The sequence below is a fragment of the Flagellimonas algicola genome (genome assembly GCF_005937185.1).
GTDB classification, from domain to species: Bacteria; Bacteroidota; Bacteroidia; order Flavobacteriales; family Flavobacteriaceae; genus Flagellimonas; species Flagellimonas algicola.
The window spans coordinates 101,955-114,708 of sequence record NZ_VCNI01000004.1 but is presented as its reverse complement, the minus strand read 5'-3'; the positions used below and the strand labels follow the sequence as shown (position 1 = coordinate 114,708).

Below are 12,754 nucleotides of genomic sequence, written 5' to 3'. Positions count from 1 at the left end.
GAATCACAAGTGATTGCCTTTCACAGCATTGGATTTGACCTTAATTATATGTTAGCACATATAATTTTGTGACTTCATCTAATTTTATATTCAAAAACATATAATGAAAGTACCAAGTATTTTTGTCAAGTAACAAAAAAGCAAATTCAATTTAAACAAGAAGAGTTTACTATACTTATTAGGGAAATTTGGTCTCATCCTTTTCATTTCAAAGAATCACTGAATGTCTTTACTAATGTCGCTTATTTGCGACAAAAAGTAGGTATTTGTCGCAAATAAGCGACATTTTAATTAATAATCAATCAGGCCCACGAAATATCGACTTGATCTCCCGATGCACCTTAAGGTAGTGTTGTTCCAGTTCCCTATCGGTATACGGAACCGGTTCGGGCAGTCCCCTGAATATCTCAGGTTTTGGAAACTGCACCTTCCGGTCCTTGCCATCCGCAAACACCACAAACTCTCCCTGTCGCAACCGAAAGAACACATCAGCCCTTCGTTTGGAGACTTCCTTCTCCCCTTCGGTGATTCGACGCTCCAGGTTCAGCCCCGTGCTTTTGCTCACACTCCTTGTGGGACGTTTGACAATTTCAAAAAAACGTTCATAATATTTGGCGGTATCGGGGTCGTTCACCTTCCCAAAAAACTGATAGGACAGGTTGCTCAAAATGGCTTTACTGGCCTTCTCCCCATACATCATATCGTTTTGGATCTTATCCTGCAGTACATAAAGGCTTACGATATCATAGCTCCTCAAAGTGGCGGGGATACGGTGCATGTTCAACAGACGAATGGTGGATGCTTCCTCCAACAACATAAAGGAGGGCTGTCGTTTCCGTTGGGCCATTTGTTTGGAGATGGTATGGATAATGGTGGCGATCACCGGTGAGAGGGAAGCATCTTTTTGGGGATTGTTCACCAGGGCAATGACAGCAGGGTTTTTGGGATGGTTGATATCCAGTGGAACCTCATCCACGGACAGGACCCAAAATATTTTCCGGGTACTGATCTTTTTAATGGCATTTGCCAAGGTACTCAGCACCCCGGCGGTCTGCCGCTCCGACCCCACCCCACTGATAAAAGCATCGGCCATGGCCCGTGAGGTAATGTTTTTCCGCAGGAACTTGACCAAGCTTTTGATGCCAAGCTGTTGGTAGAGGGCCATCAGGTGGGGCAAGGTGCAATAATCGGGATAATCCGTTTTCAATCGCCATATCAGCCCACTGATCAGGCCTTCGGCGGCATCCTTAAAGAAGCGGGAGGTGCTGTTCCCGTCCGAATCCCGGTGTTCCATGAGATTTTCCAAGAGTACCCTTGATACCTCATGCACGCTTTCCTCATCGGGCAGGTACCTTGGAGCTATGGGATTGACACGCTGGTGGATGGGTCCGAAGGATACCACATGAAAGGGCACTCCCCCATCTTTCCATAGCGGCCAGGCCATTTCCGTGATCTCAAAATCCTTGTAGTCGTGGATGATTCCGGAAAAACCTTGCTTTTTGAAATGCTTCAGGAACCCATAGATCACACTCTCGGTCTTTCCGCTTCCGGCGGAGGCCATCACGGACACGCCCCGACGGATATTCCCAAGTACCAAGGATCTGCCCCGGACCTTGAGTTTTACCTCAAAGATCTTGGAGGCCCTTGGTGATCCCCTTCCTTTTCCGTTAAGGCCATATAAGACCGTATGCAAGAACAGTAAAGGCAACCATAGTCCCAATAATGCCCTAAGAAACAATTCCCGATCCAGGACCACCAAAGTCCCAATGGCCATCAACACAAGCCCAAGGAGTACCCAAAGAAATCCGTATTTGACATATCGAACGGCCCCATAAGAAACCCCTCCCCCGATCAGCAGGGCCACCACTAGCTGTATCCATCCAAAATATTCCATAGTGCATTAAATCCCGATCGTTCCTGATTCCAGAGCTTTTCCGATTCCCTTCTTTAGTTGTTTCAAGGCCTTGTGGGCCAACTGTGTTTTGTTGACAGGGAAGGTGGGTACCCGTACCCCTGCCCTGAACAGCAATTGGCGGGCCAGCTGTTTCTCATGTGTCGGAAGGCCCAATAACAGGGCAAAGAAATGTTTGGGGTCCTTGTCCAAGAGGTTACGGGCATGATAGGTCTCCACAAAATTTCGGCGGTACCCGAACTTACTATCAAAAGTCTTTTCCGCCCCACGGTAGAACCTGCCCCTATCAAACCCCTGTTTTACGGTTGACCCATTGAGAATGGTCTCCGAGATCCGGAACTTGGATCCTGGGGACAGGCTATGGGTATTGGTCACATCCTTGCGGCTGACAATGATATGGATATGGCTCTGATGGCCTTCCTTGGCCATCCCCGGAACAATCCGTTTTCCGTTTTGCCGATGGGGCGCATCCCTATCCAGGACCCTTATCCGCTCTTGAAGTTGTTCGATATTCCCCTGTTCTTCTCCATTTTCCATGGCCCAGATCCGCTGCTTGAGTTCCAAGATTTGGGTGGCATACGATTGGTTCTCCCTCACTTCACGGTCCCGCTGGGAATAGGTCCGTTCCCGCTCCAATTTGGCAAAATAGAGGATATCCTTAACGGTCACTTCCCTATCTCGATAAAAGGATGCCGCATAGGCCTTCATCAGTTCCCGGGTATATTGTTTCAATTTCTCGGGACTGTTGCCGATATGTTCAAGTTCCCGTTGTGATGGGCTTACCACAATGGAATAGAACTTGGGATCCCGTTTTTTGAGCTTGGCGGTGTTGGCATCGATCTCGGCTATGACCCGCTCCGTATCGATACCATGCTCTTCTTGGTTGAAATATAGTTCCTGAAGTTTTGGTGCCTTACCTTCGTTCTCCTTTTCAAGGTAGTTGACAAAGTCACGGACACTGCCGCGAAAGTTCTCCCCCAGTTGCTGGCGTGTAATGCCTATGTACATGGTGTTACAGGTTTTTGAGTTTTCTTCTATACTTTTCTATTTCTTCTGGATTTAAATCCAATCGAAGATGGTCCTTTCCAAATCGGTTCTTGGACAGGACCACATGGCCCAGAACATGTGCAAAATCACATTTCAAGTCCTCCATTTGTTCCTCTAGCCTATCGTACCGGATCTTGGGTACCGTCGTTTCCACATCCAGAATTTCCTCCTCCTTTGGGGTGGTTTCCGTCAGTTGCCGTTCCATAAAGTCAAAGTCCCCTTCCCATTCCTCCCCGTCGGATTCGAGTTCCTGTTCAAAGAGGGCCTGGATCATACTGATCGTGGGCAGGGTCTGTTCCTTTTCGATGCTACGTATAATGGCGATCATGGCATTGAAGCGTTGCTTCACCAAATATTTAAGACTGGAGATGGTATCATGCATCCGCTCGTCAGGGGAGATTCCATTTCCTTCAAAAAATTCCATCATCGCCAATAAGGTCATGGACTGTGACCTGCCAAGGGTTTTACAAAACCTCCGATATTTTTTGGCAATTGAGATCTTGATGCTTAGACATGTAAACCGTTCCTTTTGATATCCTTTATCCATTTTTCCATTAAAAATTCCTTGGTTTTACAGGGCCCAGCTCATTTTTCCATTAAAAATCACTTGGGCACCAACATGACCAGAATCACTAAACCCAATAAACAAGGGCCTTGCGAAGCAATCATAATCGGTAGCGCCGCGCGAGCGCGCTACCCTCTTGCTTCTCCTTTTCGTCCCGCAGGGCCAAAAATCAAGCACAACAGGGTTGGAAAACCAGTTGCTTCGGTTCTAAAAATCTTTTGTTTGTACGGACTTTGGGAAAGTCAAATCGGTCCGCCGTGGCAGATCAGAATTAATGCCGTACATCGTGCACATGGTGGCACCATATAAATGTAGCGACTATTCCCCTATGATGAAAACGCGCATTGTGGACAATTAGGGGGATTTTGCATCAAATGGCATTTGAAGGCCGATATGAAAGGTCCAGGACGTTAGATGACTGACCAAAGACTCTCTTTCGAGAGTCTTTGGCATCTAGACCTCTTGGTGCGTTGTGGGCCATGTTTGTTCCTTGCTGTATTCAAACCTGAAGATTCCAAGGTTGATCACCAATAGGAAGGATTTATCCGCAGTGGCTTTTCTTTCCATCGCTTGGCCCTGGCGTTTTCTTGCCGGAATTTCCAACACTTTTCTAATACGTGTTTCCATAATTTCCCATTTTAGGCTTTTCGCTGTTCATTGATTTTTTCAACGCATTGTCCTACAGGAACCCATTATCGGCAAAACTGTAATACCGTCCATCGGGAGCCAGGATGATATGATCCAGTACCTGGACATCAAAAAGTTTTGCCCCTTGTTGGATCTTTTGGGTGAGCTGGCGGTCTGCCTCACTGGCCCTCATTTGCCCAGAGGGATGGTTGTGGGCCAATATGATACCTACGGACAGTGTTTTTAGTACAATGGCGAAGAGGATGCGCAAATCCACCAAGGTTGCGGATATCCCCCCCATGGACAATGGGTAAATCCCTTTGACCTTGTTGGACTGGTTGAGCAACAAGATCTTGAAGGTTTCGTGCAGCCCAATGGTGTTGCTGTCCCAGTTTTTGAACAACAGTTGGGCCACTTCATAGGAATTGGAAAGAGAGAACGATCGCAGGGTGCTGAGCCTCTCGCGGTAACTGATCTGTATTTCATTGACGGTGTGTTCCATGATATCTGTTTGAAAGGTGAAAAGGAAGAAAGGGTGCCCAAAGGTTTTGGGACACCCATCCATAGATCAGTCATTACCGCCCAACAATAGGATCTCACCCACCACTACTTCGGTCACATAGCGTTTGCTCCCCTCCTTGTCCTCATAGGAACGGGAGGTCAGTTTCCCTTCCACGGCAATCTCCTTGCCCTTGGTCACAAAGCCTTCGATAATCTCCGCTGTTTTGCCCCAGGCGATTACGGTATGCCACTGGGTATTGGTCACCCGCTCTCCTTGGGCATTCTTGTAGTGTTCATTGGTGGCCAAGTTCAGACGTGCCAGCTTTTTTCCGCTTTCAAGGTCTGTAATGGTCGGGTCCTGCCCAACGTTTCCGATCAACTGTACTTTGTTTCTCAGTGTACTCATGATAAAAAGATTTAAATGATTATTGATTTGCCCCCTGTTTTTTTTTGCTCCATCGGACTCAAATTTTAAGGGGCGTTCGTTTGGTTTCCTCTGTGCACAGCACAATGAAAGAAGGGGGTTCTGTCAAGGCTTTTGGGATGAAATCGGGAGGGTCCGCGACCTGGCAAGATCCTTGGGTCTGCCGGTAGGCAGACAAGGGCTTCAAGGAAGTGGATGCCCTATTTATGAGCAAAACAGGGCTTGGCCTTGACAGGTCCGACAAGGGCCTTAGGAATTCTTTCAGACCTATTTGCAAGGGAACGTACGGGAAGTAAAGTGAGCGTAGCGGATAGTGTCCTGATTGGAAGTCCTTGGGTCCTGCCCTGTTTTTCGATGCCCCGAAAAACAAGCAGGGCTTCTTTTATTACAGACCCCTTAAAATTGATTGATCAAAAGACGGATACACCATTACACCGCAAATCCCCAAGAAGGGCCTATAAAGGGAAGATGCATTTAAAAATGAACTGGGGTTCCATAAGATCAATTGCAAATTACCAGCGGTTTGATTTTCAATTTAAAAAAGGGCCGTACTTCATCGAATAAAAACAATAATTGCGCAATGGGTAAGTTTTAATCTATAAAATATGTAATATGAAACCATCCAAATCTTTTTTGCTGTATCTATTTGTACTAAACATTTTGATTTCATCCTGCTCTACAGATCAGGTTGCGGACGAGGAAGAGCAGGGTTCTAACAGTGAACTATCAGAAGCGGAAAACATTCAATTATTCCCTGAAGACCACCCATTGAACTTGGATATATCCAATGCTCCCATTGACTCAAAATCAGATCAGATATTGGAGAATATGGGCTTGGACAACGGATTATTTGCCGATTTTGGAAGTGGAACCTATCAAGGGGCCCCCATTGGAATACCTTATACCGTTGTTAATCAAGGGCAGGCCAAAGTGCCCATTGCCTTTAGGGGAAATAATTATGACGGCAATTATGGTGAAGAAAGTGACCAAGGCCCATTTCCAATTCCATTGAATGCCCCAATTGAGGGAAATGGTGAAGGTGATAGTCATGTCATTGCCATTGATGTTGACAACGGCATGCTATATGAGCTATATAATGCGTCTCAAGTGGGCAATGGTTTTGAAGCTTCGTCCGCGGCCGTTTTTGACCTTAACAAAACGACTTTTAGGCCAGATGGCTGGACATCCGCGGACGCTGCTGGATTACCCATTTTCCCATTACTGGTCAGATATCCAGAAATAGAGAAGGGTGAAATTGATCATCCCATAAGGTTCACCATTGGCAGGTCCAAAATATATGAAGGCTATGTTCACCCCGCTCGCCATTTGGTTTCCGGTGAAAGAAATGATAATCTACTGCCTTTTGGAGCCAGGTTGAGATTAAAATCTGACTTTGATATTAGCAGTTTTTCGGAAATAAATCAAATAATCCTAGTTGCTATGAAGAAGTATGGGATAATACTGGCTGATGTAGGATCTGATATGTTTATCTCCGGTGCTCCGAACGAATTGTGGGACAATGACGATCTACGAAGTTTAAGAAGTGTTACCCTCGACAATTTCGAAGTTATCGATATGGGTGAAATAAAAAACTAATGGGCCCTAAAATGATTTTTTGCACTCGGATGCCAACATTTCAGTTCCCAAAAGCATAAACAATACATTGACCTTTTTATTTGTATGTCCTCATACGAATTTGAATTTCCAAGTATAAAGTTAAGTCAACAGTTCAACGTTTGTTTGAAGACGTACTTTTATTACCAAAAAAACCATTCTCAATTACGCATATTTAAACTTAATATATGTAAAAATCACTATATTAGAGTTAAAAGCGTAAATGCAACCCGAATTAGAAATCCTTAATCTCGAGAATAACCAAAAATCCATCAACTTTTTCAATATCGAAAAACCAAGGTTTGAGCCTTTTTGGCATTTTCATCCCGAAACTGAGATTACGTTGATTGTGGAGGGGCAGGGCATTAGATATGTTGGCGATAGCATACAGCCCTTTCAATCTGGGGATTTGGTTATGGTAGGGCCAGATTTACCCCATCACTGGGTTTCCGATAAAACTGAAGGGCATACCCATAAGGCAATAGTATTACAGTTCAATCATGAAATTTTTGAAAAAATCCACGCTTGCAACTATTTCCTTGCTCTGTTCGAAATGGCAAAATATGGAATCCAGTTCAACGCCACAGAAGAGATAATACAATTATTCATATCCTTTGAGGGTAGGTCCCGGGCCAACAGGTTGGCCTGTTTGATCAATATATTGGATTGGGCTTCGTTCACCAATGACAAAAGAAAAATCTCAGATAAAAAATATTCCTTCTCCCTGAAAGGGAAACAAAAGTTCGGGCGTATAGAAAAAATTACCCGGTATATTCTTAATAATCTTCATAGAAAGTTAACGGTCCATGAAGTTTCCGAAATAGCCTATCTCACGCCCCAATCTTTCTGTAGGTGGTTTAGAAAGGCAACGGGCCATTCCTTTGTGAGTTTTGTGAATACCTCCAGAATTGAAAATGCCTGCCAATTGCTTCTCATGGATGACGCCAATATTTCTCAAGTGGCCCTTGAAAGTGGCTTTGAAAGTATAAGCCAATTCAATAGGGTTTTCAAGAAGCTTAAAGGGATTACAGCTTCCGAATTCAGGCGGTTGGAAAAATATGGAAAACCGATTTGATTTTGACAATTGGACTGAAAACAATCCACAACATTGAATTAAGGACTCTAATAGTAATGACCAATCATACGTATTATAGCAACCAGCTTTTTTCCTGTTAAGGACGGTTTTTCGCTAGCTCCATTGATATACTGACAATTGTCACCGCCAAAGCCAGTAGGGAAATAAAGTATTGCCAACAAGTATTATCGCTTCGAAATTCCAACGGGAATTTAAAAATTTGCCCTATCCCGCCCGTCTCGTCTTTTGCCCAAACACGGTATTTGTATCAAGGGTTTCAAAAGCAAATGGTTTTTAACGTTTATAACCCTATTTATCAGTTCAACCAAGCCAGAAGGACTAAATATGCGCATAATTGGTTAATATCAATTCATTGTCCAAAAGCTTTAGCCACTACTTTTGAATAGTCAAAACTGTCAAAAAGGAACTGGTTGCTAACACGGCGATAGATTTTAGGGGTTTTAGGACAGTCGAGAGGTCCGCCATTTTCAAGGTAATTCCTGTACTTGAATTTATAAAAATCAAGAGCAACTATATCACAGGTAGGCCGGATATCACTATATCCATTCTAAAATAGGATTTCGAACATGGTGAATTCAATTCAGGTAGTGATACTTCTTCATGGGGTTTATGGAAATCATTGGCCTGGGTTTTCAGGGGCTGTGCACACCAGACTTTACAAAGTTTAATTGATATGGGAAAAATAAGTCCGCTTATTTTAATCATGCCGGCAGATGGTCGCGGGCATGTGTGGCATAAGATAAAAGACTGTGAAAGAACGATGGGAGAAGAAATTCCTCAGTTGATTAGAAAAGAACGGGGCTTCGATGATGAAGGATCCAATTTTTATATCTCGGGACTTTCCAAAGGGAGGTTATGGAGCTTATCGAATTGGACTACTTCATAACCAAACATTTAAGGTGCCGGCAACGAAATTTAACCCACGCTTTTTTCTTTTTTAACCAAATCAAAAAACACAGCTTTCCCAATCAAAAAATGAAATCCAATGATTAAATCTTCACTAGTTCGCATGAAAACAACAACAATAATATTCTATTCAATTTGCATAATTGCAGGCTGTAGGCAAAAGGAGGGATCCCAAGGAAAAACCTTTACATCAAAAATTGATCAAAATAAAATCTCCATGATAGACGATAGTGAATCCCTTGCTTTTTTTGATTCCCAAAGAAACTCTATCAACCCAGTATTCACAGCTTTCGCAACGGGTAGTTCAAAACCTACTGGTTGGCTATTGGAGCTTATGAAAAAGGACCTGGAACAAGGAATTGTAGGTTCACTGGATGAACTGTACCCGGGTATTAAAAATGACGACCTGTATAGAACGGCAAGAAGAGGAGGCCTGGAAGATATTCCCGAAATGGGAGATTTGACACTGACCGGCGCCGAATGGGAGAAGTCGATCATGTGGTGGAATGCGGAGACCATAGGCAATTGGTGGGACGGTTTCGTAAGACATGCCTATTTGGTCGACGATCAAAAAGCAAAATTGCAAAGCATGGAAATTGTTGAAAATCTTTTGGCTTCCCAAGACGACGACGGCTATATAGGGATCTATAAGAAAAATTTGAGATACCAGCATGAAGGTTCAAACGGAGAATTATGGGCCCAGACCACGGTTTTTAGGATGCTTCTGGCCTATTATGAGTTCTCAAATGAAGCCAGGGTTTTGAAGGCCGTTGAAAAGGCCATGGCATTGACGATGGACAACTATAATGAAAGGGGAAGGAATCCCTTTGAATTGACCAGGTCATTTGGCGGAGCAACACATGGTCTAATGCTAACGGATGTATGTGAGACGCTTTATCGAATAACCGGTGAATTAAAATATCAGGACTATGCCACATATCTATACCGTGCTTTTTCAACCTTTTCCGTAAACCGCTCCTTCAATGACGTAAGATATCCCTATTTAAAAGAAAAAGATTCCTTATTTATTGGTCATGCCGTACATACCTATGAACATTTAAGAAGTCTTCTAAATGCTTACTATGTTACAGGTCATAAAGAGTTGGAGCTTGCCAAGGACAATGCCATGCACAAATTGGAACAATGCATACTTCCAAGTGGAGCAGGTCATGGAAATGAGTGGCTCGCGGGCAGGACAGCCGATCCAACAAATACCGCTTCCGAGTTTTGCGCAATGCTTGAACTTCGCAATTTTTATGGTTCCGCGATTCAAAAAACTGGTAAAATCCATTACGCAGATCAAGCTGAGAAATTGACCTTCAATGCGATGTTGGGTTCCAGAAGCGAGGATGGTAGGGCAATTACCTACGGTAAACCGGATAATTGTTACATTTTAAACGGCAGGTCCATATCGCAGGATGAGAGGGAACCCAGACTTAAATACTCTCCCACACATTCAGAACCAGCCGTATGTTGCGTACCAAACTATACACGGAATTTTGCCTACTATTTAGATCAAATGTGGATGAGACGTGATGAAAACATAGTAGCGGTCTTATATGGACCTTCAAAATTGACCACACAAATAAACGGGGTCAATGTAATCGTTGAACAGAACACTGAATATCCATTCTCAGATCAAATTGAATTCGTTATCACTCCGGAAAAGCCCGTTGAATTTGAGCTATCCTTTAGAAAACCAGGGTGGAAAACGTCCATGAATTTCAAACCAAATTCCTTATCCCCAAAATTGGAAAATGGGTATTATGGGATAAAAAGGACATGGTCCCAAAGAGAAACGATAAACATAAAATTCGAACAGGAGATCCAGACCAAAGAACTTCGAAACGGTGAAATCTATTTTCAAAGAGGCCCATTGGTATATGCACTTCCAATTCCACACTCCGAAAAAGTGGTTAAAAATTACGAATTGGATGGGTTTAGGGACTTTTACTGCTTACCCATGAATGATGAACATGTTAAAATTACTTTTCCTTCGGATGGAGGGATCCATTTCGAAAAAGAATCAGAACATATAACCGAAGACTCTTTGCCGTACACTTCAAATCAACTTGTAGTATCAATGCAAAATGGTGACAAGAAGGAAAAGGTCAAATTAAAACCGATGGGCAACACGGTCTTAAGAAAGGTAACTTTTAAAAAAGCGTATTAACACTTGGTTTGGGGGAAATCGTCAAGTTTTCTTTCAATCCTTAATACCTATTGCAATGTCAACATTGGTTCCAATACTTATTTTTAGTTCGCTAACCTTTTTTTCTTTCCTCTCCATTGTCAATCCACGTAAGGTAAATAGAAAGGCCAATTTATGGTTTGGCATTACGATACTACTTTGGTCCACATTCTGGATTGAGGAAGCTGCTAAGTTGGCAGATTGGCCAATTGTCGACCCCAATTTGGTCAACGCTATCCTTTTTTTACAGTTTTTTACTCCCCTGACACTTTACATAAGCATTATTTTCTTCACAAATCCAAACCACAAAATCAAGAAAACAGGTCTGGTCTTTCTTATAACACCGCTGCTTTATGGGACTGTGCTTTTTCTCCAAGCGGAGATATCCCTCAATACTTACCCCTTAACTTTGGGTTTGTCACTGGCACATTCACTTTTTTATATTTCCTTCTCGCTTTTCAAAATAAGGAAACACCAAAAAAAAAACCAGGACTTTTCTTCCGACACGAAGGAAATTGATTTAGAATGGCTGAAATATACCATCGTCATGATTCTGACCATCACCATTGTTGCAGACATACTGAAGACGACAAGCTACTATTCATCCCTAAGCTTATACTTGGACTATACTATTTTGATTACTGTGTATTCTAGCGGGTATTATCTGATCAAACAAAAGGAGATATTTCCAATTGACAAAAAGCAACGTGAAGATGTTCTGTCCATCAATGGGCAAGACTTGCATATTAATAGAAAACGACGACTTTTTTCTGAAGAGAAATTGGTCGAACTAAAATCCGGGCTCAATCGATTTATGATCGAGAAAGAACCATACCTTGATAACGAGATAAACCTGGCCAGTCTGTCCAATCAACTGGGACTTTCCTCCCATCAGCTCTCCTTTGTCATAAACAATGGATTTGACGAGAATTTCTTCAACTTTGTCAACCGCCATAGGGTGGAGAAAGCCAAAAGCTTGCTTTTAAGTAACCTTTCGGACAAATATTCAATATTGGGAATTGCTTTTGAGTCGGGCTTCAATTCCAAGACCTCCTTCAACACTACATTTAAAAATTTTACGGGACAGACCCCCTCCGAATTCAAAAAAAATAGTTCGGTTTTATAATATCGAACCATACTTAAGTTTATTTTATTGATTTTTCATCCGTCTGTATTTTTGGTTCGAGTTTATAACCCAAAGCAATCCAGATCAGACGATGCCTGATTTTGCTTTGCAATTATAAAAGATGGGCAAAGTGTCAAGGATGACCAAAATAGAACTGACCCTTGTATGATCAATATTACAGGAACAAATGGCTTGATGGGTACAACACTTTGTGAAAATTTGTTGTCGGGCAAGTTGACACCATCGCCGGCCGAATACCAGGTTTAAAAAGTAAACAAGTGTTTTTGATAGATAATTTGGGGGCTCCCTTATCGCTTTCACTATGGGAAATAACGACAGGATGATAAGATAGCTGCGATCATGAAAAATTGCTGGCCCCGGACAAGTTGGTCGGGGAATCAAATGATATGCTAAATTTAAATGATAGTGGCGAGTGCCCATAGAATATCTTTCAATCCACACAACAATTCCAAAGTATAATATTACCAGTGAAAATTAAAAAGGATGTACTCTCTATTGATGTTCTTTACGAAATTCAACCAATGTTCAAGAAACAATTTTTCCCCTTTGCCAGCAAGATCCATAGTTTGACCTCCAGCGCATGGGGCCAGTACGTAAATGGGACTATGTTTAGTTCACAATGTTCCCGTTAAGGCAAAGAAGAATTATTGACTCCAATGTATCAATTGGGACGAAAAGCGATTACAAAAGTGATGTGAAAGACGATTCTGATTCCACATGTGCC

At 42.7% G+C, this 12,754-nt stretch carries 10 protein-coding genes; 4 read left to right on the top strand and 6 right to left on the bottom strand.

Annotated features, from left to right (window positions below; genetic code table 11):
* Positions 1-298: 298 nt before the first annotated feature.
* From FGG15_RS18250 to FGG15_RS18230, 6 genes are all read right to left on the bottom strand, one after another.
* Entirely contained in the window at positions 299-1,894 is a 1,596-nt protein-coding gene (locus FGG15_RS18250; RefSeq protein WP_138839039.1) for a type IV secretory system conjugative DNA transfer family protein, read from the bottom strand.
* 6 nt (positions 1,895-1,900) lie between these two features.
* Positions 1,901-2,920 (bottom strand): MobB family relaxase, encoded by a 1,020-nt coding sequence (mobB, locus tag FGG15_RS18245; RefSeq protein ID WP_138839037.1) that lies wholly within the window; start codon positions 2,918-2,920, stop codon positions 1,901-1,903.
* A 4-nt stretch (positions 2,921-2,924) separates the two neighbouring features.
* A complete protein-coding gene (locus FGG15_RS18240; protein WP_138839035.1) occupies positions 2,925-3,506 on the bottom strand; it encodes a BfmA/BtgA family mobilization protein in 582 nt (193 codons plus the stop codon).
* A gap of 471 nt (positions 3,507-3,977) precedes the next feature.
* Entirely contained in the window at positions 3,978-4,151 is a 174-nt protein-coding gene (locus FGG15_RS20135; protein ID WP_161992006.1) for a hypothetical protein, read from the bottom strand.
* Positions 4,152-4,203: 52 nt separating this feature from the next.
* Positions 4,204-4,653, bottom strand: coding sequence for a JAB domain-containing protein (locus tag FGG15_RS18235; RefSeq protein ID WP_138839033.1), 450 nt, complete (start codon positions 4,651-4,653; stop codon positions 4,204-4,206).
* A gap of 66 nt (positions 4,654-4,719) precedes the next feature.
* The gene (locus tag FGG15_RS18230) at positions 4,720-5,058 is read right to left on the bottom strand and encodes a single-stranded DNA-binding protein (protein WP_138839031.1); all 339 of its coding nucleotides are present in this window, start codon (positions 5,056-5,058) and stop codon (positions 4,720-4,722) included.
* Between the two features lie 630 nt (positions 5,059-5,688).
* Between FGG15_RS18230 and FGG15_RS18225 the strand changes: the two genes are divergently transcribed.
* The 4 genes from FGG15_RS18225 (at position 5,689) to FGG15_RS18210 (ending at position 12,009) form a co-directional block, all read left to right on the top strand.
* Positions 5,689-6,672: a hypothetical protein gene (locus tag FGG15_RS18225; protein ID WP_202619591.1), complete on the top strand. Its 984-nt coding sequence runs from the start codon at positions 5,689-5,691 to the stop codon at positions 6,670-6,672.
* A gap of 241 nt (positions 6,673-6,913) precedes the next feature.
* Positions 6,914-7,765 carry an AraC family transcriptional regulator gene (locus FGG15_RS18220; RefSeq protein ID WP_138839029.1) on the top strand — a complete coding sequence of 284 codons (852 nt, stop codon included), beginning with the start codon at positions 6,914-6,916 and terminating at the stop codon, positions 7,763-7,765.
* Between the two features lie 1,144 nt (positions 7,766-8,909).
* The gene (locus FGG15_RS18215) at positions 8,910-10,865 is read left to right on the top strand and encodes a beta-L-arabinofuranosidase domain-containing protein (RefSeq protein WP_161992005.1); all 1,956 of its coding nucleotides are present in this window, start codon (positions 8,910-8,912) and stop codon (positions 10,863-10,865) included.
* Positions 10,866-10,920: 55 nt separating this feature from the next.
* Positions 10,921-12,009, top strand: a complete 1,089-nt coding sequence (locus tag FGG15_RS18210; RefSeq protein WP_138839026.1) for a helix-turn-helix domain-containing protein — start codon at positions 10,921-10,923, stop codon at positions 12,007-12,009.
* The last annotated feature ends 745 nt before the right edge of the window (positions 12,010-12,754 follow it).

What these genes read in the sequence shown, in the direction of transcription:
- FGG15_RS18220 (WP_138839029.1), top strand. Translation starts at nt 6,914, where the DNA reads ATGCAACCCGAATTAGAAATCCTTAATCTCGAGAATAACCAAAAATCC.
- FGG15_RS18240 (WP_138839035.1), bottom strand. Translation starts at nt 3,506, where the DNA reads ATGGATAAAGGATATCAAAAGGAACGGTTTACATGTCTAAGCATCAAG.
- FGG15_RS20135 (WP_161992006.1), bottom strand. Translation starts at nt 4,151, where the DNA reads ATGGAAACACGTATTAGAAAAGTGTTGGAAATTCCGGCAAGAAAACGC.
- FGG15_RS18225 (WP_202619591.1), top strand. Translation starts at nt 5,689, where the DNA reads ATGAAACCATCCAAATCTTTTTTGCTGTATCTATTTGTACTAAACATT.
- FGG15_RS18215 (WP_161992005.1), top strand. Translation starts at nt 8,910, where the DNA reads ATGATAGACGATAGTGAATCCCTTGCTTTTTTTGATTCCCAAAGAAAC.
- mobB (WP_138839037.1), bottom strand. Translation starts at nt 2,920, where the DNA reads ATGTACATAGGCATTACACGCCAGCAACTGGGGGAGAACTTTCGCGGC.
- FGG15_RS18210 (WP_138839026.1), top strand. Translation starts at nt 10,921, where the DNA reads ATGTCAACATTGGTTCCAATACTTATTTTTAGTTCGCTAACCTTTTTT.
- FGG15_RS18230 (WP_138839031.1), bottom strand. Translation starts at nt 5,058, where the DNA reads ATGAGTACACTGAGAAACAAAGTACAGTTGATCGGAAACGTTGGGCAG.
- FGG15_RS18235 (WP_138839033.1), bottom strand. Translation starts at nt 4,653, where the DNA reads ATGGAACACACCGTCAATGAAATACAGATCAGTTACCGCGAGAGGCTC.
- FGG15_RS18250 (WP_138839039.1), bottom strand. Translation starts at nt 1,894, where the DNA reads ATGGAATATTTTGGATGGATACAGCTAGTGGTGGCCCTGCTGATCGGG.